Annotated in this window: 25 protein-coding genes; 15 read left to right on the top strand and 10 right to left on the bottom strand. The window is 69.2% G+C overall.

Features of this window, described 5'->3' with window-relative positions; genetic code table 11:
* Positions 1 to 50 precede the first annotated feature (50 nt).
* From ACZ7OI_RS30145 to ACZ7OI_RS30155, 3 genes are all read left to right on the top strand, one after another.
* Positions 51 to 545, top strand: a complete 495-nt coding sequence (locus ACZ7OI_RS30145; protein WP_470267502.1) for a hypothetical protein — start codon at positions 51 to 53, stop codon at positions 543 to 545.
* A 44-nt stretch (positions 546 to 589) separates the two neighbouring features.
* The gene (locus tag ACZ7OI_RS30150; RefSeq protein ID WP_470267503.1) at positions 590 to 1,096 is read left to right on the top strand and encodes a hypothetical protein; all 507 of its coding nucleotides are present in this window, start codon (positions 590 to 592) and stop codon (positions 1,094 to 1,096) included.
* A gap of 686 nt (positions 1,097 to 1,782) precedes the next feature.
* The gene (locus tag ACZ7OI_RS30155) at positions 1,783 to 2,220 is read left to right on the top strand and encodes an SRPBCC family protein (protein ID WP_470267504.1); all 438 of its coding nucleotides are present in this window, start codon (positions 1,783 to 1,785) and stop codon (positions 2,218 to 2,220) included.
* Positions 2,221 to 2,241: 21 nt separating this feature from the next.
* On the opposite strand, the gene ACZ7OI_RS30160 is transcribed toward ACZ7OI_RS30155, so the two are convergent.
* The 4 genes from ACZ7OI_RS30160 to ACZ7OI_RS30175 form a co-directional block, all read right to left on the bottom strand.
* Entirely contained in the window at positions 2,242 to 3,903 is a 1,662-nt protein-coding gene (locus ACZ7OI_RS30160) for a fumarate hydratase (protein ID WP_370938921.1), read from the bottom strand.
* A 910-nt stretch (positions 3,904 to 4,813) separates the two neighbouring features.
* Complete coding sequence (locus tag ACZ7OI_RS30165; protein WP_470267505.1) at positions 4,814 to 5,845, bottom strand: sigma-70 family RNA polymerase sigma factor; 1,032 nt, start codon at positions 5,843 to 5,845, stop codon at positions 4,814 to 4,816.
* A 277-nt stretch (positions 5,846 to 6,122) separates the two neighbouring features.
* Positions 6,123 to 6,548, bottom strand: a complete 426-nt coding sequence (gene dtd / locus ACZ7OI_RS30170; protein WP_449673244.1) for a D-aminoacyl-tRNA deacylase — start codon at positions 6,546 to 6,548, stop codon at positions 6,123 to 6,125.
* A complete protein-coding gene (locus ACZ7OI_RS30175; protein ID WP_470267506.1) occupies positions 6,545 to 8,050 on the bottom strand; it encodes a DUF7782 domain-containing protein in 1,506 nt (501 codons plus the stop codon). The genes dtd and ACZ7OI_RS30175 overlap by 4 nt, the downstream gene beginning before the upstream one ends.
* 19 nt (positions 8,051 to 8,069) lie before the next feature.
* On the opposite strand from ACZ7OI_RS30175, the gene ACZ7OI_RS30180 reads away from it, so the two are divergent.
* Entirely contained in the window at positions 8,070 to 9,362 is a 1,293-nt protein-coding gene (locus tag ACZ7OI_RS30180) for an amidohydrolase (RefSeq protein WP_470267507.1), read from the top strand.
* An 8-nt stretch (positions 9,363 to 9,370) separates the two neighbouring features.
* Entirely contained in the window at positions 9,371 to 9,715 is a 345-nt protein-coding gene (locus ACZ7OI_RS30185) for a DUF3099 domain-containing protein (RefSeq protein ID WP_344268510.1), read from the top strand.
* A 312-nt stretch (positions 9,716 to 10,027) separates the two neighbouring features.
* Here the strand turns inward: ACZ7OI_RS30185 and ACZ7OI_RS30190 are convergent, their stop codons facing one another.
* The 3 genes from ACZ7OI_RS30190 to ACZ7OI_RS30200 are packed head-to-tail and all read right to left on the bottom strand — an operon-like array spanning position 10,028 to position 12,474.
* Positions 10,028 to 10,897: a carbohydrate kinase family protein gene (locus ACZ7OI_RS30190; RefSeq protein ID WP_470267508.1), complete on the bottom strand. Its 870-nt coding sequence runs from the start codon at positions 10,895 to 10,897 to the stop codon at positions 10,028 to 10,030.
* Positions 10,894 to 11,808: a pseudouridine-5'-phosphate glycosidase gene (locus tag ACZ7OI_RS30195; RefSeq protein ID WP_470267509.1), complete on the bottom strand. Its 915-nt coding sequence runs from the start codon at positions 11,806 to 11,808 to the stop codon at positions 10,894 to 10,896. The genes ACZ7OI_RS30190 and ACZ7OI_RS30195 overlap by 4 nt, the downstream gene beginning before the upstream one ends.
* A gap of 9 nt (positions 11,809 to 11,817) precedes the next feature.
* Positions 11,818 to 12,474, bottom strand: coding sequence for an HD domain-containing protein (locus ACZ7OI_RS30200; protein WP_470267510.1), 657 nt, complete (start codon positions 12,472 to 12,474; stop codon positions 11,818 to 11,820).
* A gap of 84 nt (positions 12,475 to 12,558) precedes the next feature.
* On the opposite strand from ACZ7OI_RS30200, the gene ACZ7OI_RS30205 reads away from it, so the two are divergent.
* Both ACZ7OI_RS30205 and ACZ7OI_RS30210 read left to right on the top strand, forming a co-directional pair.
* Positions 12,559 to 12,801 carry a DUF3039 domain-containing protein gene (locus ACZ7OI_RS30205; protein ID WP_470235468.1) on the top strand — a complete coding sequence of 81 codons (243 nt, stop codon included), beginning with the start codon at positions 12,559 to 12,561 and terminating at the stop codon, positions 12,799 to 12,801.
* A 124-nt stretch (positions 12,802 to 12,925) separates the two neighbouring features.
* Positions 12,926 to 13,774, top strand: a complete 849-nt coding sequence (locus ACZ7OI_RS30210) for a hypothetical protein (protein ID WP_470267511.1) — start codon at positions 12,926 to 12,928, stop codon at positions 13,772 to 13,774.
* A gap of 1 nt (position 13,775) precedes the next feature.
* On the opposite strand, the gene ACZ7OI_RS30215 is transcribed toward ACZ7OI_RS30210, so the two are convergent.
* A complete protein-coding gene (locus ACZ7OI_RS30215; protein ID WP_470267512.1) occupies positions 13,776 to 14,990 on the bottom strand; it encodes a YihY/virulence factor BrkB family protein in 1,215 nt (404 codons plus the stop codon).
* Positions 14,991 to 15,217: 227 nt separating this feature from the next.
* On the opposite strand from ACZ7OI_RS30215, the gene ACZ7OI_RS30220 reads away from it, so the two are divergent.
* The 5 genes from ACZ7OI_RS30220 to ACZ7OI_RS30240 all read left to right on the top strand — a co-directional run bounded on the left by ACZ7OI_RS30220 (position 15,218) and on the right by ACZ7OI_RS30240 (position 21,961).
* Positions 15,218 to 16,963 (top strand): DEAD/DEAH box helicase, encoded by a 1,746-nt coding sequence (locus ACZ7OI_RS30220; protein ID WP_470235539.1) that lies wholly within the window; start codon positions 15,218 to 15,220, stop codon positions 16,961 to 16,963.
* A 349-nt stretch (positions 16,964 to 17,312) separates the two neighbouring features.
* The gene (locus tag ACZ7OI_RS30225) at positions 17,313 to 18,449 is read left to right on the top strand and encodes a sugar ABC transporter substrate-binding protein (protein WP_470267513.1); all 1,137 of its coding nucleotides are present in this window, start codon (positions 17,313 to 17,315) and stop codon (positions 18,447 to 18,449) included.
* A gap of 92 nt (positions 18,450 to 18,541) precedes the next feature.
* The gene (locus ACZ7OI_RS30230) at positions 18,542 to 19,315 is read left to right on the top strand and encodes an ATP-binding cassette domain-containing protein (RefSeq protein ID WP_470235472.1); all 774 of its coding nucleotides are present in this window, start codon (positions 18,542 to 18,544) and stop codon (positions 19,313 to 19,315) included.
* Positions 19,316 to 19,335: 20 nt separating this feature from the next.
* The gene (locus ACZ7OI_RS30235) at positions 19,336 to 20,769 is read left to right on the top strand and encodes a sugar ABC transporter permease (RefSeq protein WP_470267514.1); all 1,434 of its coding nucleotides are present in this window, start codon (positions 19,336 to 19,338) and stop codon (positions 20,767 to 20,769) included.
* A gap of 22 nt (positions 20,770 to 20,791) precedes the next feature.
* On the top strand, positions 20,792 to 21,961 hold the full coding sequence (locus tag ACZ7OI_RS30240) for an ROK family protein (protein ID WP_470267515.1): 1,170 nt from the start codon (positions 20,792 to 20,794) through the stop codon (positions 21,959 to 21,961).
* A gap of 24 nt (positions 21,962 to 21,985) precedes the next feature.
* Here the strand turns inward: ACZ7OI_RS30240 and ACZ7OI_RS30245 are convergent, their stop codons facing one another.
* On the bottom strand, positions 21,986 to 22,630 hold the full coding sequence (locus ACZ7OI_RS30245) for a TetR/AcrR family transcriptional regulator (RefSeq protein WP_470267516.1): 645 nt from the start codon (positions 22,628 to 22,630) through the stop codon (positions 21,986 to 21,988).
* Positions 22,631 to 22,771: 141 nt separating this feature from the next.
* Between ACZ7OI_RS30245 and ACZ7OI_RS30250 the strand changes: the two genes are divergently transcribed.
* Both ACZ7OI_RS30250 and ACZ7OI_RS30255 read left to right on the top strand, forming a co-directional pair.
* Positions 22,772 to 23,551 carry a glucose 1-dehydrogenase gene (locus tag ACZ7OI_RS30250; RefSeq protein WP_470267517.1) on the top strand — a complete coding sequence of 260 codons (780 nt, stop codon included), beginning with the start codon at positions 22,772 to 22,774 and terminating at the stop codon, positions 23,549 to 23,551.
* Positions 23,548 to 23,970, top strand: a complete 423-nt coding sequence (locus ACZ7OI_RS30255; RefSeq protein ID WP_470267518.1) for a nitroreductase/quinone reductase family protein — start codon at positions 23,548 to 23,550, stop codon at positions 23,968 to 23,970. Before ACZ7OI_RS30250 ends, ACZ7OI_RS30255 begins: the two co-directional genes overlap by 4 nt.
* Before the next feature lie 279 nt (positions 23,971 to 24,249).
* Here ACZ7OI_RS30255 and ACZ7OI_RS30260 read toward each other — a convergent pair whose 3' ends face one another.
* Complete coding sequence (locus ACZ7OI_RS30260) at positions 24,250 to 24,429, bottom strand: DUF7455 domain-containing protein (protein ID WP_037358805.1); 180 nt, start codon at positions 24,427 to 24,429, stop codon at positions 24,250 to 24,252.
* A 341-nt stretch (positions 24,430 to 24,770) separates the two neighbouring features.
* On the opposite strand from ACZ7OI_RS30260, the gene ACZ7OI_RS30265 reads away from it, so the two are divergent.
* Positions 24,771 to 25,571 carry an EamA family transporter gene (locus tag ACZ7OI_RS30265; RefSeq protein ID WP_470267637.1) on the top strand — a complete coding sequence of 267 codons (801 nt, stop codon included), beginning with the start codon at positions 24,771 to 24,773 and terminating at the stop codon, positions 25,569 to 25,571.
* Positions 25,572 to 25,604 lie beyond the last annotated feature (33 nt).

Below are 25,604 nucleotides of genomic sequence, written 5' to 3' on the forward strand. Positions count from 1 at the left end.
CTCCGGGGTCTCGATTCCGTCCGCGATGCATGCGGACAACAGGGAAAATCGTGGGAGCGAGCGCGCTGCTGCTGACGGTCGCGGCGTGCGGGAGCAACGGGACTACAGCCGCGCCGGTTTCCTCCGGCCCGGCGTCGAGTTCGGTGTCGGTTTCCTCGCCGCCACCGTCCTCTTCTTCGCCGTCGGTCGCGCCGCCGCCGGCGTCGGGGCCGCCGAAGAGCCGTCCGACACAGGGCGTGCGGCCTGGGGATACTGCGCCTGCTGCCGGGCAGGTCAATGCTTCAGCCCTTCCGGCTGGATATCCGCACGACGTCACGCTCGCTGAGGGCGGCTCGGTTGTCGTGATCCAGGCCGAGGAAGGCGGGTGCGACAAGCTCAGTGCGAAGGCGGGGGAGCAGACGGCTGCCCAGGTTGTCGTGCTGGTGACGATTACCAAGGCGCCACACGGGCAGATGTGCCCGATGCACGTGCGGGAGATTTCGTTGCCCGTGCGGCTTGCCGCGCCGCTCGGCGGGCGGGAATTGGTGTTGAAGCCCGGTCCGTGAAGATCGGGTGCAACCCCTCGGGGCGGTCGATCCGTCCATGGATCATGAGGTACTCGACGAAGCTGATCGGAACGAAACGACTGGCGGGCGCGGCACTGGTGCTCACGATGGCAGCCGCGTGCGGCAGTCCGACGAGCATGGCGAACGCACCAGCGTCCGGGACCGAGACCGCGCCGCCGAGCGGCAGCGCCAGCACCTCGACCTCGGTGCCGCCGCCGGGCAAGCCCCAGTTCGACCCTCCGCAGGGGGCGGTGCGGGTTCCGGACAACCGGGTGGACGGGACTGCGTTGCCCAAGACGTTTCCGAAGGAGGTTTATTCGGACAACGGGGGGACTGTGCTGGTGGTGCGGGCTGAGGAAGGGGGGTGTGGGCATGCGCTCGGGGAGGCTGTCGAGCAGAGTGCCCAGAAGGTTGTGGTGGATTTGAGCGAGACCAAGGCGCAGACCGGGCAGATGTGCACTATGGATTTGCGGCATCCGGTGATTTCGGTGGCGTTGGGGGCTCCGATTGGGGAGAGGACTGTGGTTTTGAAGCAGTCTGCTCCTCGGTAGTGGTGCTGCCGGATGGCTTCGTCGGGGGGTCATTCGGCGGGGGCGGCTCGTCGCCTGGGGGCGACATTGCGCCCGGGTGGGTTGGGGCACCCCGAAGCCCGATTGTGATGACGGACGGCGGGTGCTTGTCAAGGCGGGAAAGATGCCTTGACAAGCACCCGCCGTCCGCATTTTTGGCTTCGTATCGGGGTGCGGGGGTGGTGTGGGTGCGCTGGTGGGTTGGGTGCGCGGGTCGCGTTGAGGAGGTGGGCGCGGGGCTTGGGTGCCTTGGTGAGTTAGGTGCGCGGGTTGCGGTTGGGTGGTGGGGGCGCGGGGTTTGAGGGCGTGGTGGGTTGGGGGCGCGGGTCGCGTTGAGGTGGTGGGCGCGGGGCTTGGGTGTGGTGGTGCGGTGGTTTCGCGCGCGGCGGTTGGGTGGTGGGCGCGGCGGGGCTTGGGTGTGTGGTGAGTTGGTTCCGCGGGTGCGGGTTGGGCGGGTGGTCCGTGAAGGACCCCTTGGGGGAATCAGATTCCCTCAAGGAGCCCTTCACGGACTTTGGCTGGTCGTGAGGGGAACCCTGAGGGAATCAGGGGCTGCGAGGGTTCCCCTCACAGATTCGTGAGCGGGGCAGTCCACAGTGGACGGCAGCGGCGACGGGAGGAGAGGCGTCGATGGCCTTGGAGCTTCTGCGGCCCTAGGCTCTGTGGTTATGGGAACTCGCCAGGTTTCGCGCAGCGTGGTTGTCGCTGCTGCGCCGGAACGGATTTTCGCGTTGCTTGCTGATCCGGCTCAGCATCCGCTCATCGATGGATCGGGCACCGTGCGCGCCAGTCGTGGGGCGGCGCCGGATCGGTTGTCGTTGGGGGCGCAGTTCGGCATGGAGATGCGGATGGGGGCGCCGTACCGGATTCAGAACACCGTGGTCGAGTTCGAGGAGAATCGGCTGATCGCGTGGCGGCACTTCGCCGGGCATCGGTGGCGTTGGCTGCTCGAGCCGGCGGGGGACGGGCGCACGGAGGTCACCGAGACCTTTGACTGGTCTACCGCTCGGTCGCCGCTCGCGATTCGGTTGCTGGGGTTTCCCAAGCGCAACGCCGAGGCCATCGAGAAGACTCTCGCCCGGTTGGGCGGGATGTTTCCCGGATGACCTCGGCGTTGCGCCGGAGTCTCAGCGGAAGCTGATCTGCAGCACCGGTTCGCTGGTTTCGGAGAAGAAGTCGTTGCCCTTGTCGTCGATGACGATGAACGCCGGGAACTCTTCGACCTCGATTTTCCAGACTGCTTCCATGCCGAGTTCGGCGTACTCGAGGACGTCGACCTTCTTGATGCAGTCCTTCGCCAGCCGCGCGGCCGGGCCGCCGATCGAACCCAGGTAGAAGCCGCCGTGTTCCTTGCACGCGGCGGTGACCTGCTTCGAGCGGTTGCCCTTCGCCAGCATCACCAGCGAGCCGCCCGCTGCCTGGAACTGGGCGACGTACGAGTCCATCCGGCCTGCGGTCGTCGGGCCGAACGAGCCGGACGCGTAGCCGTCCGGAGTTTTCGCCGGGCCCGCGTAGTAGACCGGGTGGTCGCGGAGGTACTGCGGCATCTCCTCGCCGGCGTCGAGGCGCTCGGCGATCTTGGCGTGCGCGATGTCGCGCGCCACGACCAGCGGGCCGGTCAGCGACAGGCGCGTCTTCACCGGCAGCTGCGCCAGCTGTGCGCGGATCTGGTCCATCGGCTGGTTCAGATCGACCGACACGACCTCGTCGGACAGGTCGTCCTCGGTGACGTCCGGGAGGAAGCGGGCCGGGTCGCGTTCGAGTTGTTCGATGAACACGCCCTCTTCGGTGATCTTCGCCTTCGCCTGGCGGTCGGCCGAGCACGACACCGCGACGCCGACCGGGCAGCTCGCGCCGTGGCGGGGGAGGCGGATCACGCGGACGTCGTGGCAGAAGTACTTGCCGCCGAACTGCGCGCCGATGCCGAACTGGCGCGTCATCTCCAGTACCTGCTGCTCGAGGTCGCGGTCGCGGAACGCGTGGCCCAGCTCGGAACCCTCGGCGGGCAGGTTGTCGAGGTAGCGCGCGGAGGCGAGCTTCGCGACCTTGAGGTTGAACTCGGCCGACATGCCGCCGACGACGATCGCCAGGTGGTACGGCGGGCACGCGGCGGTGCCCAGGCTGCGCAGCTTCTCGTCCAGGAACCGGGCGAGCCGCTTCGGGTTCAGGACCGCCTTGGTTTCCTGGTACAGGAACGTTTTGTTGGCGCTGCCGCCGCCCTTGGCCATGAACAGGAACTCGTACGACGGATCCGTCGCGTCGCTGTCTTTGTGATACAGCTCGACCTGCGCCGGGAGGTTCGTGCCGGTATTGCGCTCTTCCCAGAAATTGATCGGGGCCATCTGCGAGTACCGCAGGTTGAGCTGCTGGTAGGCGTCGAAAATGCCCTGCGAGAGGGCTCGCTCGTCGTCGCCGCCGGACAGCACGCCTTCGGTGCGCTTGCCGATGACGATCGCAGTGCCGGTGTCCTGGCACATCGGCAGCACGCCGCCGGCCGAGATGGCCGCGTTGCGCAGCAGGTCCATCGCGACGAAACGGTCGTTGCCGCTGGCTTCGGGGTCGTCGACGATCGCGCGCAGCTGCTGCAGGTGTGACGTACGCAACAGGTGCTGGATGTCGGTGATCGCGGTGCGCGCGAGCGTCGTCAGCGCCTCCGGATCGACCTTCAGAAACTTCCGCCCGGCGGCTTCGACGGTCTCGACGCCGTCGGCGGTGACCAGCCGGTACTCGGTGGTGGTGTCCTTGCCGAGCGGCAGGACTTCGGTGTGCTGGAACGTGGTGGGCGGCACAGCGAGGCTCCTTTGCCCTGATCGGGATTGGCTCACGGTACTCAGCGGGTTCCGCCCGGTCGCACGGGTGCGGGGACGCTGTGGGATAGCGCACGCCGACGCTGCTCGCCGCGGGTTTCGGGCAGGCATGGTCGGGAGGCCGGGCCCACCCCGACGGACCCGACCTCCCGGGGAAAGCGGACCGGATGCGCACACATCCGCCCCGCGTGACTAACGGGACCCCCGCCGGCGCGTTGACCGGACGCCGCACAGCGGGGGTCGCGAACGCTTGCTACCCAGTGCCCGGAACCGCCAAACGCGAACGAAGCGCGATTTCCACGATCGGGTGCACAGAGTGGTGACGGGATTGCGGTGGGTGTCGGCGGGAAGCGGGCGAACAGGAGGAATTGGGGCACGGAAGGAGGATCGTGCGCTCTGCTGGGTCTCAGGGGACTGGTGGGGCTCAAGGGGCTGGTGAGGCTGGTGGTGTTGATGAGGCGATTTGTCGGCAATTGCCAGGCGGTCGTCGAGGCGGCCGGGGTGGGCGAAATCCGGGTCTGGACACGACAAAACCCCCGGTCCGGACATCGAACCGAGGGTTCTGCGCAACCAGCGGCACCGCCCGGTGCCCGCTGGAAGTGTTGGGTGAGCAGCGGCCCACCGGCTGCCCACCGAAGTGGTGTGCAAGCTGCACCACCCGCTGCCCACCGAAATGATGATCCGGCCGAAGATTTCCGCCCCGCTCGACCGGGCCCCACCCGGTCCCCGACGGAAAGCCCCGACCTGCCTGCCCGCGTGCTTGCCGCGACCCGGCTCGCCGGACCCCACGCCCGGTCAGCCGGCTGCGGCAGCCCGAATCAGCTCGCCGGCAGGCTTCTCCTCCCTCTCCGGAACCCTGGCCCCGAACCTCGGCCCCGGAGAGGGAAGAAACTCAGCTGGCGTATGCCCGCAGCCGGTCGGCTCGCTCGCCCTGGCGCAGCTTCGCCATGACCTCGCGCTCGATCTGCCGCACGCGTTCGCGGGACAGGCCGAAGTGCTTGCCGATCTGGTCGAGCGTGCGCGGCTGGCCGTCGTCGAGGCCGTAGCGGAGCCGGATGACGTGCTGTTCGCGGTCGTCCAGCGTCGCCAGGACACGACGAAGGTCGTCCTGCAGCAGACCGGAGATCACCGCGCTCTCGGCGTCGGTCGCCTCGGAGTCCTCGATGAAGTCGCCCAGCGGGGCGTCTTCCTCGGTGCCCACCGGCATGTCGAGGCTCACCGGGTCGCGGGACTGGTCGAGCAGGTCGGAGATCTTGTGCACCGGAATGCCCGATTCCGAGCTCAGTTCCTCGTGCGTCGCGTCGCGGCCCAGCTGCTGGTGCAGGTCGCGGCGGATCCGCGCCAGCTTGTTCACCTGTTCGACCAGGTGGACCGGCAGCCGGATCGTGCGGCCCTGGTCCGCCATGCCGCGGGTGATGGCCTGGCGGATCCACCACGTGGCGTACGTGGAGAACTTGAATCCCTTGGAGTAGTCGAACTTCTCCACCGCACGGATCAGGCCCAGGTTCCCCTCCTGGATCAGATCGAGCAGCGGCATGCCCCGTCCGGTGTAGCGCTTCGCGAGCGACACCACGAGCCGGAGGTTGGCCTCCAGCAGGTGGTTCTTCGCGACGTGGCCGTCGCGCATCAGCGCGCGCAGCTCCTTGCGGCGCTGCGGCGTGAGGTCCTCGGCGGTGTCGAGCATGTGCTGGGCGAAGACCCCGGCTTCGATCCGCTTCGCCAGCTCGACCTCGTCGGCCGCGGTGAGCAGCGCGGTCTTGCCGATGCCGTTCAGGTACACGCGCACCAGGTCGGCGGCGGGGCTCTGGGCGTCGAGGTCGGCGTCGGTGAGCGCCCCCACGCTCGGACGCTCCTCGGACTGCTGTGCTGGAATCCCGCGCTCGCGAATCCCGCGCGCTTCGCGTTCGAGAGTCTGGACTGACATTCTGCCTCCCCGGTCACGGGCTGAACGTGTCTCGCCGGCGCCTGCGGGACGGGGCCTGTGGAATCCCGTGTCCGCGGGCCCAGCCGGCTTGGCTGGACACCGGTCTCAACGCTCCGGGAAGGTGAAACGTTCCCGGCTCGCTGAAATGAGGACGGGCGTACCCGCCTCTCGGTTGCTCCACCAAAACTGAGGTTTTCCTGAGAACCGCGCCGCTCCGGGAAATGCGCTCGAATCGCGCTCCGTGTCTTCGATGTTACGCGTGCTGATCCAATGTGGTCTAGACCTCAACGAGAACGGTGAAAGGACCGTCGTTCACGCTTTCCACCGCCATCTCCGCGCCGAACCGTCCGGTCGAGACGGTCGCGCCGCGGCCGCGAAGTTCCGCGACCACGGCGTCCACCAGGGGTTCGGCGATTTCCGGCCGGGCGGCGGCGGTCCACGACGGGCGACGGCCCTTGCGGGTGTCGCCGTAGAGCGTGAACTGCGACACCACGAGCAGCGGAGCCCCGGTCGTCGCGCAGGATTCTTCGTCGCGCAGCAACCGGAGTTCGTGCAGTTTGCGCGCCATCGTTTCGGCTTTCCCGAGATCGTCGTCACGGTGCACGCCCAGCAGCACGAGCAGGCCCGGTTCCTTGATCTCCCCGGCGATCTCCCCCGCGACGGTCACGCTCGCGCGGGTGACCCGCGCCGCCACCGCCCTCACTGCGGCGAACCGGGCACGAGCATGCCGTGCCGCACGAGTTCGCGGACGATCGGCAACGCCGAGGCGGTCAGTTCGGCCGAATCGAGGCCCTGTGCGGCGGACAGCAGGTCCAGCAGATCCGACAACGGCAGCGCGCCGCGGCAACCCGCGAGAAGCCGCGTAGTGAGTTCGTCGACCTCGTGCTGCCAACCCGGGCCGTCAGTGCGGTGCAGCCGGCGCACGGTCGTTTCCCAGCCTTCGTCACCGGGCGAATCGACGCGTTCGAGCAGCACTGTTTCGGGTACCCGAAACGCTACGTCCAACACATTGTCGCCGTGCGTACGCAACCACTCGACGCGGTCGAGCCAGTTTGCTGCTTCGGGCCCCAGCGGGTCGTCGTAAGCCTGTCGCAGGTCTTCGCAGACGACAGTCGGCGTCTGACCGTTTGCGCGCCGCAGTGTCACGAAGCCGAAACCGATGCCCTGTACGTCGTTTTCGGTGAACCAGTCGAGCCACGCTGCGGCTTTCGCGCGGCCTTCGGGCGAGCGCGGGTCGATGCCTTCGTCTCGCAGCCAGGTGCCGACGTACAGGCCGGGGTCGGCGACGTCGCGCTGTACGAACCAGGCGTCGGTCTCAGGCGGCAGCCAGCGCGCGACGCGGTCGCCCCAGTCTTCGCCGCGTCGGTGCAGCCACGAAGCGAGCAGCTGACCGGTGCCGCCGTCGTTGAGGAAGCTCGGCAGCTGCCGGACGACCAGCGCGCTCGCGTCGTCGCCGGCCAGGCCGGAGTCGCGGTAGGTGTAGTCGACGCGCGGCGGGCCGACCACGAACGGCGGATTGCACACGACCTGGTCGAAGCGGCGGCGCGCGACCGGCGCGAACCACTCGCCGCGGAGCAGTTCGACGTCCAGCTCGTTCAGCCGGAACGTGCCCGCGGCCAGTGCGAGCGCGCGGGCCGACACGTCGGTCGCGGTCACCCGCTGCGCGTGCCGGGTCGCGTGCAGCGCCTGGACGCCGTTGCCGGTGCCCAGGTCGAGCAGGGTGCCGACCGGGCGGCGGCTGGTCGCGCGGATCAGGCTCAGCGACGCGTGCCCGACGCCGAGTACGTGGTCCTCGGGCACGACGTGGCCGAGCATGTCGGCGTCGAGGTCGGAGACGACCCACCACGAGCCGTCGTCGTCGCCGTGCGGGCGGATGTCGAGCGCGGCGCGGAACTCGTCCCCGACCGTCCGCAGGATGCCCGCGGCCACCGCGTCGTCCGCGCTGAGCGGCGCGAACGCCGACGAGACGGTCTTCTCCGGCTCGGCGAGCCCGAGCAGGAACAGCCGGATGAAGACGCCGAGGTCTCCGGCGTCGAGGCTCGCGCGGCGGGCGGGTTCGGGCTCGCCGCGGCCGAGCGCCGTGTGCGCTGCGCCGCCGAGCGCGTCGACGACGCCGTCAGCGTCGTAGCCGGTGCGTCGGAACGCTTCGCGCAGCCGCGCGCAGACGTCGTCGGAAAGGTCAGGAAGAGGCGTGTTCGTGCTCACGGTGGGTAAGCCTGCCACGATGAGCATCGTGACCACCGAGACCACCGAGCGTGTCCTGGCTCCGCTTGAAGCGGCACTGCCGGAGCTTGAAGCGCTGTACGTCGATCTGCACCGTCATCCCGAGCTGGCGTTCACCGAAACCCGGACGGCAGCGGAGCTGGCGCGACGGCTGACTGAAGACGGCTTCGAGGTGCACACCGGCATCGGCCGCACTGGCGTTGCCGGCGTCCTGCGCAACGGCGAAGGACCGACTGTGCTGCTTCGCGCGGACATCGACGCGTTGCCGGTCGAGGAGCAGACAGGGCTGTCGTACGCGAGCACTGCGCGCGGTGTCGACTCCGAGGGCCGCGACGTGCCGCTGATGCATGCCTGCGGACACGACATGCACGCGACGTGGCTGTCCGGGGCCGCGCATCTTCTCGCGGCTTCGCGGGACGAGTGGTCCGGCACGCTGCTCGCGGTGTTCCAGCCTGGCGAGGAAGCTGGGGACGGTGCTGCCGGGATGGTTCGCGACGGTCTCTTTGAGCGGGTCGGCCGTCCTGACGTGGTCTTCGGTCAGCACATCGTGCCTGGTCCGGCCGGGTGGGTGCTTACTCGTCCCGGGGTGATCATGGCTGCGACCGACACGCTGCGGATCACCTTGCACGGGCGCGGCGGGCACGGGTCGCGGCCGGAAACCACTGTCGACCCGGCGGTGCTTGCCGCGTCTGTGGTGCTGAAGCTGCAGACGATCGTCTCGCGGGAGACTGCCGCGACAGAGCCTGCTGTGGTGACTGTCGGCTCGATGCATGTCGGGACTGCGGCGAATGTGATTGCTGACCATGCGGTGCTGGAGGTCAACACTCGAGCCTTCGACGACGCTGTGCTGGAGCGGTTGCGCAAGGCGATCGAGCGGATCGTCAACGGGGAAGCGGCGGCTGCGGGTGCGCCTAAGCCGCCGACGGTGGAGGTCGTTGCGTCTTATCCGGTCACTGCGAACGACGAGGTTGCGTCGGATGAGCTGACCGAGGTTTTCCGGGGGCACTTCGGTGCGGAGGCGACCATGCCCGCGCCGTTGGTCACCGGCAGCGAGGACTTCAGCGAGTTCGGCCGGGCGGCTGGGGTGCCGTCGGTGTTTTGGCTGGTCGGAGGGTTTGACGCGCAGCAGGTGATCACCGCGATGACGGAGGGGCGGTTTGAGACCGACGTGCCGTCGAATCACTCGTCCAAGTTCGCGCCGGTGTTGCATCCGACGTTGCGGACCGGGGTGGAGACGCTGGTCGTCGCGGCTTTGTCCCGGTTCGGCCGTCCGGGTGTCGCGGAAGGGCGGTGAGTGAGACGATGGAACGCGGAGGTGGTGCTGTGAACGCACCCCACGGACCGGATCCCCGCCCCGAGCCTGTGTTGATCACCGAGGCCGAGCCGTCGCTGGACGATCAGCTGGCGGCGCGGAAGCGGAAGTACGTCATCATGATGGTGTGCCGGATTCCTTGCCTGGTTTTGGCGGGGTTGACTTATCACACGTGGTGGCTGGCGATTTTGTTTTTGGTGATTTCCATTCCGTTGCCTTGGATTGCGGTGTTGATCGCCAATGATCGGCCGCCGAGGAAGTCGGAGAAGGTTAATCGGTATGCGCGGGATGCGAAGCAGATTGAGGGGCGGAAGCATCGGGTGATTGACGGGTGACGCTCGTCGCCTGGCGGCGACATTGCGCCCTGTTTAGCGGGGGCACCCCGAAGCTGATTGTGACGACGGCGCGGGGGTGCTTCTCAAGGCGGGAAAGATGCCTTGACAAGCACCCCCGCGCCGCGTTTTTGGCTTCGTATCGGGGTGCAGGGTGGGGGCTGGCTGCGCTGGTGGGTTGGGTGCGCGGGCTGCGGTTGGGCAGGTGGGTTGAAAAGCGGTGGTAGCCGTGGGGGAGCCCTGGGAAATGTTGGTCTGTGAGGGGAACCCTGAGGGAATCAGGGGCTCTTAGGGTTCCCCTCACGGAACTTTGGGTCAGGGTTGGGGGCCGATGCGGCTTACTGCCAGTGCGCCCAGTTGGGTGCCTGCGCGCAGGATGTCCACTGTGGACTTTCCGGCCAGCCAGGTGGTGAGGACTCCTGCGTCGAAGGCGTCGCCTGCGCCGGTGGAGTCGACGCAGGTTGTTTCCACTGCGGGGACTGAGGCGACGCCGGTCGCGTCGATCCAGCTTGCGCCGTCCAGGCCGGCGGTGACTACGACCGCGCCGACTGCGTCCAGCAGTTCGGTGGCGGAGGCGGGGTCTGCGGATCCGGTTAGGGCGACTAGTTCTTCGGTGTTCGGCATGAGCAGGTCGGTGCCGCGTACGTCGTCTAGGAATGCTGCGGGGTCGTGGATGTGGGCGGCTGCTTGGGGGTCCACGGAGGTGGTCAGCCCGGCTTCTTTGGCGGCGGCTAGTGCGGCTAGGCCTGCGGGGCGGGAGGACGGGTCCAGCAAGACGTAGCCGGACAGGTGCAGGTGGGTGGAGCCGGCAAGTGCGTCTGCGGTGACGTCCTCGGGGGCGAAGCGTTTGTTCGCGCCGCGGTCGGCGAGCATGCTGCGTTGGCCTTCGCCGTCTACCAGGACGACTACGCAGCAGGTGGGGGCTTCCGGGTCGGTGGCGAAGGCGCAGCGGACTCCTGCGGCTTCCAACTCGGCCCGGATCAGGCGGCCGCCGGAGTCGTCGCCGATTCGGGCTACCAGGGTGGTTTCCGCGCCCAGGGAGCGCAGCCACAGGGCGGTGTTCGCGCCTGCGCCGCCGCCGGTGAAGCGGATTGCTGCTCGGGCGTCGCCGCCGTGGGGGAGGGGCTGGTCGTGCCGGGCGACGACGTCCAGGCCTGCGTCGCCTACTACCACGATTCCGGTCACGACAGGGCCACCGCTACTTCGGTCGCGAGTTTGGCGTTGGACAGCACCAAAGCCTCGTTCGCGTCGATGCTGACGCCTTCGCTGGCGGTGTGGAAATGCTCCAGCAGCACGGGAGTCACGTCCGCGCCGTGCACGTCGGCGTCGGCCAGTTTCGCCAGGCCCTCCTGCAGCAGGCGGTCGTGCAGGGAACGGTCCATTTCGGACTCCGCGGGGATCGGGTTTGTCAGCAGCACGCCGGAATTCGCGTAGCGGCGGTGGGCGGAGATCACCGCGGCGGCTTGTTTCGCGTCCTCCACGCGCCAGCCGACGGGGTGGCCGGAGGAGCGGAGGTAGAAGGCGGGGAAATCGTCGGTGCGGTAGCCGAGGACTGGCACCGAGTTCGTTTCCAGGACCTCAAGGGTGGCGGGGATGTCCAGGACCGATTTCACGCCGGAGCACACGACCACGGTCGGCACCTTGGCGAGGACGCCGAGGTCGGCCGAGACGTCCCAGCTCTGCGCCGCGCCCAGGTGCACGCCGCCGAGACCGCCGGTGGCGAAGACGCCGATCCCGGCTGCTGCGGCGAGGGCGGAGGTGCCGGCGACGGTGGTGGCGCCGGAGCGGCCTAGGCCGACCGCTGGGCCGAGGTCGCGCAGGGACAGCTTGTCCAGGCCCGCGTCCGGGGCGCAGACGCGCTCCAACTCGGCGGCGGAGAGGCCGATGACTGGGCGTCCGTCGAGTACGGCGATGGTGGCCGGCACGGCGCCGCCGTCTCGCACGGTTTGCTCGACTCGGCGGCCGACGTCGAGGTTCCGTCCGTACGGGAGGCCGTGCGAGAGGATCGTGCTCTCAAGGGCGACGACGGGGTGACCGTCGCGCAACGCCGAGGCGACTTCCTCGTGGACGAACAGGGGAGTGGTCTGGGTGGTCACGAACGGACATCATCTGTGATCGCCGCGTGCGCTGCGGCATCGGGTCAGCTCTGCCTGCAGATTTTGCCGCGCAGTGGTCTCCCAGCGTGAGCGGGCGCTTTCGGTGAGGTACAGCGCGGGCCGGGCGAGGAGGCTTTCCAGTACGGCGGCGCGGCCGCTTGTCCAGGCGTCGTCGGGGTAGCGCGCGTACTCCTGGCGAACATTGTCTGCGTACGCGGCGTACACAGCAGGCGGTGCGCCGAGGATGGCCAGGTCGGCGTCGAGGAGGGCTGCTGCGGCGAAGTCGCCTTCGGGTGCTTCGTGGGCCGCGGTGGCGAGTACGAGAGCTTCGGCCTGGTCGATGTGCGTGGCACCAACCCCTGCGCGAGTAAGCCAGTGCCGAAGCCATTCCGCGCTGCGTTGTTCGTCTTGGCCGGGTACGGCGTCGTAGACCACGTCATGCGCCCACGCGGCGAGCACGACGACGGCGCGTTCGTGGAAGGGCAGGTCGGCCGCCAGTTCCTCGGCATCGTGCGCGACGGCGGTGGCGTGGGCGAGGTCGTGGTAGCGGCGGTGCGGTTCGGTGTAGCGCGTTTCGAGGTCGGCCCAGGCGCCGTGGCCGACGTGGTGGTCGCCGCCGAGGCGGGCGAGCGCGCTGTGCCACCGGGGTGCGGGCTCGTGCGGCATCCGGGCTCCTGAGGGGTCCCTTGGCAGGTCAGGCGAGCCTAGCCGGGCATTACCGCGAGCGGGGCGCTGAGGCATGATGGTGGGGTGAGCACCGAAACGCTGACCAAGCCGGAGACCGACAGCACCGAGTCGACCGACGACGACACCCCGAAGATGTTCCACTACGTGCGCAAGAACAAGATCGCCGAGAGCGCGGTCATGGGCACGCACGTGGTGGCGCTCTGCGGCGAGGTCTTCCCGGTCACGAAGTCGCCCAAGCCGGGGTCCCCGGTCTGCCCCAAGTGCCAGAAGATCTACGAGGGCCTCCGTCCCGGCGGCGACGACTGATCCTTCCCGCGCGTCCCGGTGCGCGGGAACAAAGGTGAAAATCCTTCACTCGGTGGCTGTGCACCCGGGGAGGAACTGGTAGACCTCAGTCCGGCCAGTCGCCTCCCCGCAGGAGTGTCCCCGCATGCGCGCAACCGGGATCGTGCTTTCCCTCGTCGTCCTGCTGTCCGCCTTCAGCGCCGTCGCGGCGGGCGCCGCGAACGCGGTGACCGGGTGGACCGCCGTCGGGTCCGACCGGGCCCGTCCGCTCGACGAAAGCCAGGGCCTCGCCACTGTCGAGCGCCCGTCCGGCACCAGCATCCGCTACACCGGCATCGGCACGATCGACGCCGGCCTCGCCGCCAAGGGCTGGAACCACATCGGCGACCCGGGGTCCGCGAAGGGCTGGTACGTCGAGCCCTATCAGCGCGACGACCGCGGCGCGAAGCTCTTCCGCGTCGAGGCCCCGGACGGCTCCCGCGCCGATTACCAGCACGCGCTGGAATCGTGGGAGGCCAACAACAATTCGTTCGCCGCGGTGTCGCCTGACGCGCGCTGGCTGGTGTCCGGCGAGTGGGGCACGATGGACCGCCTGCTCGTCTACCCGATGCCCGGCGTCGCGGCCACCGATCCCGGCCAGAACCTGCCGTACGCCTCGGCGATCCGGCTCGACCACCCGGTGCGCGACGTCCAGGGCTGCGATTTCGTGTCCGCGACCCGGATGATGTGCTCCTCCGACGACCCGGACGGCAGCCTCTTCGGCACCACCAAACCGTTGCTGCAGGTCGATCTTTCCGGTTCGGTCTCCGGTTCCGACGTCACCGGGCACGTCACCTCGCTCGGCCAGCTTCCGCTGCAGAGCGGCTGCAGCGGCAACTTCGAGGTCGAGGGCATCGACTACGACGAGCGCGACGGCACTCTGCGCGTGGTCGTGATGTCGCCGAGCGTCTGCATCGCCTTCGACAGCAAGACGTGGCGGTTCCGCCAGGGCTGAATCAGCCCTGCTGCGAGCGCGGTTCTGAGCCAGAAGACTCGGAACCGCGCTTGTCCGAGGCACGCTCGGGCCTGGCGAGCTGCACGGTCTCCGATTCGGTGCGGTTCGCCTCGGCACCGTTCTGTTCGTCGGGTTCGGCCGCGAGGTCGTTTTCGGTGTGCCGTTTCGGCCGGCGCAACGGCATCGTCGTGCGGTCCCACAGCTTGCGGCCCTCCTCGGCCCGCATCCGCTCGGTCGCGCGCTCCATCTCCAGCCGCCGCCACTTGCGCCGCTGCCGCCGGGTCGCCTTGGCGGGCCACAGCTCCTGGATCGCGCTGTTGAAATACGCGCCGCCGACCACCGCGAGGCCGATGAAGAACATCAGCAGCAGGAACGCGATCGGCGCGGCCAGCGCGCCGTAGGTGTACCCGGTTTTGGTGATCCAGTTCAGGTAGATCCGCAGCCCGATGCTCGACACCAGGAACACCACGCCGGCCAGCATCGCGCCCGGCAGCCCGCGGTGCCAGGGCAGCCGGCGGGGCAGCGCGAGCTTGTACAGCGTCGTCAGCGCGAGCGCGATCATCACGCCCAGCACCGGGTAGTACAGCGTGCCGACCCAGGACGAGACCGTCGGACGCCAGTCGACCGGGAAGAACTCCGGCAGCAGGTCCGGCCCGATCGCCAGCAGCGGCAGCCCGATCACGAGCCCGATCAGCGCGCACAGGTACAGCAGCAGCGCGAAAATCCGCTGCCACACCTCGTTGCGGACGCCGTACTGGTCGTGCGCGACGGTGATCGCGTCGACGAACGACGACATCGCCGACGAGCCCGCCCACAGCGAGATGACGAAGCCCACGGACACGATCTCGCCCTTGCCCACGGTGAGGATGCTGTTCACCGTCGGTTCGATGATCTCCTGCACCGCGTTGGCGCTGAAGATGGTGTGGCTGAAGGTGATGATCCGGTCGTGCACCGCGGTGACCACGTTCTGGCCGAACCACTCGCCGATGAACCCGACGCTGCCGAGCAGCCCGAGCAGCAGCGGCGGAAGCGACAGCGTCTGCCAGAAGGCCGCCTCGGCGGCCTCGGAGAAGATGTTGCCCTCCCACGCTTTCGCGAGGGTGCGGGTGAACAGCCGCCACGGCCCCCTGCGCGCGGTCTTCTCCGGCACGCTCGTCTTCGGCACTGTCTCGCCGTTCGGCTCTGCCTCGCCGGCGTCCGGTGTCACCTCGCCCATGGTGTGTCCCAGCATGGTCCATGCGCGCGGTTTTGGCTCGTCACCCCCGCCGAGAAGGGGCGTGTCGGAGGACACCACCCGTGGCGGTGCCCGGCGCCCGCGGGCGCGGAAGGTAAGCTGGCCGACGTGCCCTCATCGCGGCGCCCGGCGGCGAAGCCGGTGCCACAGTGGGGGTTTTCGCACGTCACGGCCGCGCCGAGCGGCCCGAGGAGGGGGTGAACCGAGTTTTGTCCGAGACGACCCAGCCGGTCCTCGGGGCGCCGCCCGCAGAGAAGGACTCCACCGCGCGCCCGCTGCGCGCCTGGCAGCGCCGAGCGCTCACGAAGTACCTGTCGAGCCGGCCGAAGGACTTCCTCGCGGTCGCGACGCCGGGCGCGGGCAAGACCGTCTTCGGCCTCCGGATCGCCGCCGAACTGCTTTCGGACCGCACCGTCGAGGCCGTCACGATCGTCACCCCCACCGAGCACCTGAAGCACCAGTGGGCGTCCGCGGCCGCGGCGGCGGGCATCCCGATCGACTCGAACTTCCGCAACACCACCGGCGTCACGTCGTCGGACTACCGCGGCGTCGCGGTCACCTACGCGCAGGTCGCCGCCCACCCCACGCTGCACCGGGTGCGCACGGAGAACCGCAAGACCCTGGTGATCCTCGACGAGATCCACCACGCGGGCGACGCGAAGTCCTGGGGCGACGCGACCAGCGAGGCGTTCACGCCCGCGGTGCGCCGCCTCGCGCTCACCGGGACGCCGTTCCGCAGCGACGACTCGCCGATCCCGTTCGTCACCTACGAACCGGACGGCGGCGGGTTCCAGCGCAGCAAGGCCGACCATTCCTACGGCTATTCCGACGCGCTCGCCGACGGCGTGGTCCGGCCGGTCGTCTTCCTCGCCTACTCCGGCGAGGCGTCGTGGCGCACGAGCGCGGGCGAGGAGTTCACCGCGCGGCTGGGCGAGCCGCTCACCGCGGAGCAGAACGCGCGCGCCTGGCGTACGGCGCTAGACCCGGCGGGCGAGTGGATCCCGGCGGTGCTGCAGGCCGCCGACACGCGGCTCAGCCAGGTGCGCCAGGGAATCCCGGACGCGGGCGGCCTGGTGATCGCCACTGACCAGGAAACCGCGCGCGCCTACGCCAAGATCCTGGAGCGGATCTGCGGCGAAACGCCGACGCTGGTGCTGTCCGACGACCCGAAGGCATCCGGGCGGATCAAGGAGTTCTCCGAGACCAAGGAACGCTGGATCGTCGCGGTCCGGATGGTGTCCGAGGGCGTCGACGTCCCGCGGCTGGCCGTCGGCGTGTACGCGACCAGTGCGTCCACTCCGCTGTTCTTCGCACAGGCCATCGGCCGCTACGTGCGGGCCCGGAAAAAGGGCGAGACGGCGAGCATCTTCCTGCCGAGCGTCCCGGTGCTGCTGGAGCTGGCCAGCGAGCTGGAAGCGCAGCGCGACCACGTGCTCGGCAAACCGCACCGGGAGAAGGAAGGCTGGGACGACGAACTGCTCGCCCAGGCCAACCGCACCGAGGACGAACCGGGCGAGGAGGAGAAGGCGTTCACCTCGCTGCACGCCTCGGCCGAGCTCGACCAGGTCATCTACGACGGCAACTCGTTCGGCACCGCGGTCTTCTCCGGCTCCGACGAGGAGCAGGAGTACCTCGGCCTTCCCGGGTTGCTGGAGCCGGACCAGGTCCGCGCGCTGCTGCGCAAGCGGCAGGAAGAGCAGATCACCGACGAGAAGCGGCGCAAGCCGAAGACCGAGGAACCGGCCGCGCCGCCGGTCCGGTCGCAGTCGGTGAGCGAACGGCTCGGCGCGCTGCGCAAGGAGCTCAACGCGCTGGTCGGCGTCTATCACCACCGCACGAAGAAACCGCACGGCGCGATCCACAACGAACTGCGCCGCCAGTGCGGCGGGCCGCCCACCGCGATGGCGACGGTCGAGCAGCTCGAAGAGCGGATTGTCACGCTGCGCTCCTGGTAGCGCGGCGGGGCGCGCGCCGAGTCCGAGCGTCCAGAGCACCCTCCTCGTCCTGGTAGAACCGCGTGCCCGGTTCAGTCCGGGCGCCCGATCGGGCACTCCTGTCCTCCGGACCGGACAAGACCGGACAACTTCTCGTTACGCTCGGTGCGTGTCAGGGATCACTCCGTCATAGCAGGGCGTTGATGAGGGCTGCGTTGCCGAACCGTGTCCATTTGGTGTCGGTTACTCGATCCCGCCATCTTCCGCAGAGCCGCTCCGCGGCATATGTTGTCGGCCACAACATATCTGCGACGGTGCACCGGGGACCTTCTCCGATCACCCCGCGAGCATGATCGGAGAAGGAACGAGGATGCGCAGCAGAACCCTTACCCTCCTCGCCGCGACGGTGAGCGCCGGCCTGGCGCTTTCGGCGTGCGGCGCCAACAGTGCGGGCTCCGGCAGCTCCGGGGACAGCAAAAGCTCCGCCTCCGCCCCGGCGGGCGGCGGCGCCAGCGGCAAGGTCGGCGTGATCCTGCCGGAGACCGCCACTTCGGCCCGCTGGGAAGCCTTCGACAAGCCGATGCTGCAGGCCGCGCTCTCCGCGCAGGGCTTCAGCGCCGACATCCAGAACGCCCAGGGCGACAACCAGAAGTTCTCCACCCTCGCCGACGGCTTCATCAGCTCGGGCGTCAAGGTGCTGGTCATCGCCCCGTCCGACCCCGCGGTCGGCGCGGCGATCGAGGCCAAGGCCAAGAAGGCGGGCATCCCGGTCATCGACTACGACCGTCCCAGCCTCGGCGGTTCGGCCGACTACTACGTCTCGTTCGACAACGAGAAGGTCGGCGAGATCCAGGCGCAGGGCCTGGCCGACGCGCTGAAGAGCAAGCCGGGAGCCAACGTCGTCCAGATCGAGGGCGCGCCGACGGACAACAACGCGACGCTGTTCGGCAACGGCCACGACAAGGTCCTCAAGCCGCTGTATGACTCCAAGGCGCTGAACCTCGTGCAGAAGCAGGCCATCGACAACTGGGACGCCCAGGTCGGCGGCACGACGTTCGAGCAGATCTTCACCCGCGTCACCGGCAAGGTCGACGGCGTCGTCGCGGCGAACGACGAGCTGGCGGGCGCGGTGATCACCGTGCTGAAGAAGAACGGCCTCAACGGCAAGGTCCCGGTCACCGGCCAGGACGCGACCCCGGCCGGTCTGCAGGCGATCCTGCGCGGCGACCAGACGCTGACGATCTTCAAGCCGATCAAGGAAGAGGCCGAGAACACCGCGAAGCTGGCCGCCGCGCTGGCCAAGGGCGACAAGGCCGCCGCGGACGCGATCGCCACCGGCACGCTGCACGACCCCAAGAACAACCGCGACCTGAAGTCGGTGCTGCTGCAGCCGCAGCTGATCACGATCAAGGACATCAAGACCGTGGTCCAGCAGGGCTACGTCAAGGCGTCCGACATCTGCACCGGCGACCTCGCCGCCAAGTGCACCGAAAACGGCATCTCCTGACGCCGTAACCGTCCGCAAGAGCAGCCGGGCCGGGACGCGTTCCCCCGACGCGCGTCCCGGCCCGGTATCCACGCGAGAGACAAGCGAATCCCATGAGCGAGCCCATTCTCGACATCACCGGCCTGAACAAGAGCTTCGGCCCGGTCCACGTCCTGCACGACGTGGACTTCGCCGTGCGGGCGGGCGAAGTGACCGCGCTCGTCGGCGACAACGGGGCCGGCAAGTCCACTTTGGTCAAATGCATCGCGGGCATTCACCCGTACGACACCGGATCCGTCCGGTTCAACGGCGCGGACGCGCACATCCGCGGCCCCAAGGACGCGGCCGAACTCGGCATCGAGGTCGTGTACCAGGACCTCGCGCTGGCCGACAACCTCGACATCGTGCAGAACATGTTCCTCGGCCGCGAGCGCGGCAGCAGCTGGCTGCTCGACGAGGCCAGCATGGAGAAGGCCGCGCGCGAGACGCTGGCGTCGCTGGGCGTGCGCACGGTGAAATCGGTCCGCACGCTCGTTTCCGCGCTTTCGGGCGGGCAGCGGCAGACCGTCGCGATCGCGAAATCCGTGCTGTGGAACAGCAAAGTCGTCATCCTCGACGAGCCGACCGCGGCGCTCGGCGTCGCGCAGACCCGGCAGGTGCTCGACCTCGTCCGCAGGCTCGCCGAACAGGGCCTCGGCGTCGTGCTGATCAGCCACAACATGGCCGACGTCTTCGAGGTCGCCGACCGGATCGACGTCCTCTACCTCGGCAGGCTCGTCGCGGACGTCCAGACCAAGGACGTGACGCACAGCCAGGTCGTCGAACTCATCACCGCGGGCCGTTCCGGCGATCTCGGCCTGGCCCGCCCCGAAGCCGTCGTGCAGTGAGCAGCGAGAAAGAACCCGCCATGACCGAAACTTCCGCGAAGCCGGAGAAGCAGGAGGCCCCCGCGGGGGCGATCACCGACTTCGGCATCGACACCACCTCGATGTCCACCGGCGAGGCGATCAAGGACTACTTCGCGCGGATGAAGGACGGCCAGCTCGGCTCCGTCCCCGCCGTGCTCGGCGTGATCGTGCTGGCGATCCTGTTCAGCGCGCTGTCCGGCGACTTCTTCACCCTGTCGAACATCGCGAACCTGCTGCAGCAGGGCGCGGGCCAGACCATCATCGCGATGGGCATCGTGTTCGTGCTGCTGCTCGGCGAGATCGACCTGTCCGCGGGCACCGCGTCCGGGGTGTGCGCGTCGCTGATGGCGCTGCACTATGTCCACAATGGAAACCTGCTGGGTTCCATGGGCACCGGCGTGTTCATCACGTTCATCGCGGTGCTCGGGCTGGCCGTGGTGCTGGCGGTGCTGCAGAAAATCTGGGCCGGGGCGGTGATTTCCCTCCTCGGCATCGTGGTGATCATGATCGGCGTGCCGGTCAACGCCTGGGTCGAGATGCTCATCGCGGTCTGCGCGGGCACCGCGATCGGCTGCATCACCGGATTCCTGGTGTCGAAGATCGGCATGCCGTCCTTCGTCGTCACGCTGGCGCTGTTCATCGTGTGGCAGGGCGTCATCCTGCAGTTCGTCGGCGAGGGCGGCACGCTGCCGATCGGCACCAGCGACGTCCTCAGCGCGGTCGCCAACGGCAACCTGTCCGTGCTCGGCAGCTGGGTGCTCTGCGTGGTCGCGGCGGGCGGGTACGCGGTGATCGCGCTCGGCCAGCACTTCTCGCGGCTGAAGCGCGGGCTCGTGGTGCAGCCGACGCCGATCGTGCTGGCCAAGGTCGCCGCGATCGCGGCGGTGGCGGCGGTCGCGACCGCGCTGCTCTCGGTCAACCGGTCGCCGAACACTCTCGTGGTGATCGAAGGCGTGCCGTACGTGGTGCCGATCGTCCTGGTCCTGCTGGTGGCGGGCACCTACGTGCTCAACCGCACCCGCTACGGCCGGCACCTGTACGCGGTGGGCGGCAACAAGGAAGCCGCGCGCCGGGCCGGCATCAACGTGCCGAAGCTGCGCACCAGCGTGTTCGTGATCAGCTCGGCGTTCGCGGCGATCGGCGCGATCGTCTACTCCTCGAAGGTCGGCTCGGTCAGCGGCCAGTCCGGCGGGCTGAACACCCTGCTGTTCGCGGTCGGCGCGGCGGTCATCGGCGGCACGTCGCTGTTCGGCGGCAAGGGCCGCGTGATCGACGCGGTCATCGGCGGCGCGGTGCTGGCGATCGTGAACAACGGGCTCGGCCTGCTCCAGCAGAAGGCCGCGGTGGTCGACATCATCACCGGTCTGGTGCTTTTGCTGGCCGCGACCGTCGACGCGCTCTCGCGACGGCGGGCTGAGGCATCGGCCCGCTGAGGGCTGATGGGAAGATGACGCGGTGAGCAGCCCGCCCGTCGCCCGCCCGGACGAGGTGCGCCGGCACAACCGCACAACTCTGTTGCGCCTGCTGCACGTCGGCGGGCCCAGTACGCGGGCTGCCCTGGCCACCGAACTGGGGCTCAACCGGAGCACGATCAAGACTCTCGTCGACGGCCTCGCCGAGGCGGGAGTGGTCGAGGAGAAAGTGCCGAGGCCGGGACGAGGGGCGGGCCGCCCCTCGCTCCTGGTCCTGCCGCAGCCGCACGCCGCGGTGGTGCTCGCGGTCGACCTGCAGGTCGAGCACGTGGCGATCGCGCTGGTCGGGCTCGGCGGGCAGATTCTCGGGCGCAACAGCTGGAATCTGCATGCCCGGACGCGGACCGCGGACGAAGTCATCACGCACGTGATCGAGTCGACCCGGGTGCTGGCCGGGGATCTCGGCGTGGAGCCGGTGGCGGTCGGGGTGTCGGTGCCCGGCGTGGTGCGGCGGGCCGACGGGCTGGTGCACGAGGCGCCCAACCTGCGGTGGACCGATGTGGCGCTGGGGGACCGGTTGTCCGCGGTGCTGCGGATTCCGGTGCTGGTGGCCAACGACGCTGAGCTGGGGGCGGTCGCCGAGCATCTGCGCGGGGCGGCCCGGGGGTCTTCGGATTCGGTTTACGTGTCCGCGGACGTCGGGGTCGGCGGCGGGGTGATTTCGCAGGGGTCTTCGTTGCGCGGGGGCGCGGGGTACGTCGGCGAGATCGGGCATATGGCGATCCGGCCCGGCGGGCGGGCTTGCTATTGCGGGAGCCGGGGATGCTGGGAGACCGAGATCGGCGAGGCGGCGTTGTGCCGGGCGCTGGGGCTGCCGGAGGACACGCCGCGCGGCGCGATCCTGGTCGAGCTGCGCGAGTTGGGGTCGGATGCGGTCGCGGCCGCTTCCCGGCTGGAGGAGTACGCGGAGTGGCTCACGTTGGGGTTGGTCAACGTGGTCAATCTGCTGGGGCCGGAGTTGGTGGTGCTGGGGGATTTGCTGACTGTGCTGCCGGAGTCGGTGATCCGGGCTATCGCCGAGGAAGTCCGGCGGAGGAGTTTGGTTTCCCGGGCTGTCGGGGGGACGCGGATCGTGAGTTCGGCGCTGGGGGCGGACGTGAAGCTGCTGGGGGCGGCTGAGGTGGCGTTCGAGGTGGTTCTGGACACGGTGTGAGCCGCGGGTTTGCGGCGGCGGGACTCAGTTGTCGGCGGACGCCCCTGATCCAGCCGCGGCGTACCGGGCGGCGGTAGTGCAGACGGCCTCGTCGACTACCTGGGCGACGCGTTCGGCGCTCACCTCCCAGCCCGGCACCAGGAGCGTCGGCCAGAAGACGTAGTTGGAGATCATGCCCAGGAACTGGGTGGCGGCGAGGTCCGCGTCCTCGATCCGCACCGTTCCCGCCTCGTGCTCGGCCAGGAGATAGCTGCGCACGGACTCGAAATAGGGCATTTTCCCGTGCGAGAACTGCGCATGGGCCAGCTCGGGGAACCGCGGCAGCTCGGCGATGACGATCCTGAACAGGTCGGTCATCTGGGCCCGGCCCAGCAGTTCGGCGTAACGGCGGCCGATGATGTCGAGTCCGGCGACGACGTTGCCCGCCGGCGGAGGTTCCTCCTCGTCAGCGGTCGACCAGGATTCGGTGACGATGGCGTCGAACAGGGCGGCTTTGGTCGGAAACTGCTTGAACAAGGTGGCCCGCGAAACGCCCGAGCACTCCGCGATCCGCGCCAGCGACGTCCGGTCGTAGCCCAGCTCGAGAAACAGCGCGGTCGCGGCCTTCACGATCAGTTCGCGCTTCTCCTGGGCGACGCGCTGGTGATACGTCGGCACGACCTTGTTCATGGGCCGAGCATACGAGGTGAGTGGCTTGACTCGCCATTGCAGCCGACCTAGGGTCGGCGGTGGTGAGTCGACTGACTCACCACTGGCCGCCGTGCATCACCGACGCTCCCGGCCGTTCCCCTCGTACCGAAGGAACATCTGATGCCCCGCTTCGACAACCAGACCGTGCTCGTAACCGGTGGGGCCGGTGGCCAGGGCTCGAGCCACGTGCGCGCCTTTCACGCGGAGGGAGCGAACGTGGTGATCGGCGGCATCGATGCCGGACGCGGCACCGCCCTCGCCGATGAGCTCGGGACCCGCGCCCGCTTCGTCCGCCTCGACGTTGCCGACGAGAGCTCGTGGTCCGCCGCTGTGCTGGCCGCTGAGAGCGCCTTCGGAGCCTTGAACGTGCTCGTCAACAACGCGGGCGTGCAGAATCCGCCTGCCACCATCGAAAACACGGATGAGGCGACGTGGTCTCGCATCCTTGACGTCAACCTCACCGGGACCTTCCTCGGCATCAAGGCCGCAGCCCCCGCTCTGCGCCGCGCAGGAGGGGGAGCCATCGTCAACATCGCCTCGACCATGGGCCTGGGCGGCACGGCTCACTACGCTCCGTACGTCGCCAGCAAGTGGGCCGTGCGAGGCCTCACTCAAACGGCCGCACTCGAGCTCGGCCGCGACCGCATCCGCGTGAACACCATCCACCCCGGCGTGATCTCGACGCCCTTCATCCACGAACCGGCAGCCGGTGCCACCGCGGCAATCGCCGATTTCTACTCACCCGAGCCGTTCGCCATCCCCCGGCTCGGGGAGACGGCCGACGTCAGCCGGCTTCTGCTGTTCCTCGCGTCCTCGGACGCGTCGTTCGTCACGGGATCGGAGTACGTCGTCGACGGCGGGCTCCTCCTCGGCCCCGCCCTTCAGGCCGAGAGCGCATGAGCGCCCCGGACCACATCCGGCAAGCCATCGAGATCACCCCCGCGGCGGGCACCAGGGAACGGATCGTCGACATCACGACGCTGGGGCGTCGCACCGGCCGGGCACGCCGCATCGAGATCTTCTTCTACCGAGCCGCGGGCGCGACGTATCTGTGCAGCGGCGCGGGCGGCACCGCGACCGACTGGCACGCGAACCTTCTCGCCCATCCCGACTTCACTTTCCACCTCAAGAACGGGATCCGGGCAGATCTGCCCGCGCGGGCCACGCCGGTCACCGACCCGGCCGAACGCCAGGCCGTGCTGGCGGAGATCGTGGCGGATCTCAATCAGCCCCACGACCCCGGCACCGTCCGGCCGACCCGGGTCGAAGACTGGGCTGACAGCCGATTGATGCGCATCAGGTTCCTTCATCGGCTGTGATCGCGGGGCGCAGTCGCGGCTGCGGCGGGTGGAGGGACCCGGGGACCCCAGCGGCTGGCCCCTGAGCCGCTCGGCTGGCGGTCCACGACGCTGCTGGTCGCGGTCGGCCGGTACCGATGCGGGGGCTGCGGGCGTTGGACGACACGCGCCTGGTCACCACACCGGGAAGGAACCGAGGCCCTCGAACCCAGAGCACCGGCTCCCTCGCCCCGAAAACACCGGAGGCGGCAAGCGCACTCGCGCCTGCCGCCTCCGGATCGAATCTGTCGGTGAGCGAATTTACTTCTGGATCTCCGCGGCCAGTTCCTTGAGCTTGGCCTCGTGCTCGCGGGCGTGGTGCCCGCAGAAGAGCAGCTCGCCTCCGGAGCTGAGGACAGCGCGTACCTGAGCTGCTGCTCCGCACCGGTCGCATCGGTCGGCTGCGGTCAATTCGGGGCGGGTGAGCGTCGGTGTTGTCATGGGGGTCTCCCTCCGTCCCGGCACCGGTCGCCCGGTGCCTCGATCCAGCTACGCCCACTTCGGTCTCGATGCCTTCGGCGGGGATCGCTTCCGGCTCCGCGGTGTTCGTGCTTCCACTCTTGCAGACGTTTGGCGGCCCGCAAGTGTTCCCGCGCCGGTGGGAGGTGCGTCACGCCGAATTAGCCCGGATGCCGCAACGGCGTCTCATTCCCTAGGACCAGACCACCCGGATCGGCGTGTTTTCCGTGGTCAGGCACCATGCGGGAGTGGGCATTGCACTCTCCCGGAAACGCGTGAACGCGATTCCGGCACCGGTCTTGTTCGTTCTCAGCGGAATTTCGATGTATGCCGGTGCGGCCATCGCGGTGGACCTTTTCGGGCACGCCACGCCGTCCGGGGTTGCGTGGCTGCGCTGTCTCGGGGCGGCCGTCGTGCTGCTGGTGTGGCGGCGGCCGCCGAAAGCGGCCTGGCGGGGCAAGCGGCTGCTGCTCGCGGGCGCTTTCGGCGTGGTGACGGCTGGGATGAACGTGGTCTTCTACGAGGCCATCGCACGACTGCCGCTGGGCACGGTGGTCGCGCTGGAGTTCGCTGGGCCGGTCGTCGTAGCCGCGGTCGGCTCTCGGACGCGGCGGGACTTGATCGCGCTGGTCCTGGTGGCCCTCGGCGTGGTCGCGATCGCGGACGTGCGCATCGCGGGCAGTCCGCTCGGCGTCGTGTTCGCGCTGGCCGCGGCGGCCGCCTGGGCGGGGTACATCGTGCTCGGCAAGCGGGTCGCGATCGGCGGGGACGGGCTGGATTCGCTGGCGGTCGGGTTCGTGGTGGCGACCGTCGTGCTGTCGCCGCTCGCGTTCGGCACCGGGGGAATGTGGGGTTCGCCACGCATGCTGCTGCTCGGGATCGGCGTCGGGGTGCTGTCGACCGTTGTGCCGTACGCGCTCGACCAAGTGGTCCTGCGCCGGCTCGGGCAGGCTCGGTTCGCGGTGCTGCTGGCGTTGCTGCCGGTGACGGCGGGGGTCGTCGGGTTCCTGGTGCTCGCGCAGGTGCCGAGCGCGGTCGAAGCGATCGGGACGCTCGCCGTCGTCGCGGGCGTGGCGTTGCGCAGCCGGGACGACGCCGGACCGGTCACTGAGCCGCCTGGGTGAACACTCGCGGATGGCCCGGGCGGCCCCGGCCCG

The organism is Amycolatopsis sp. NPDC114503 (genome assembly GCF_055633655.1).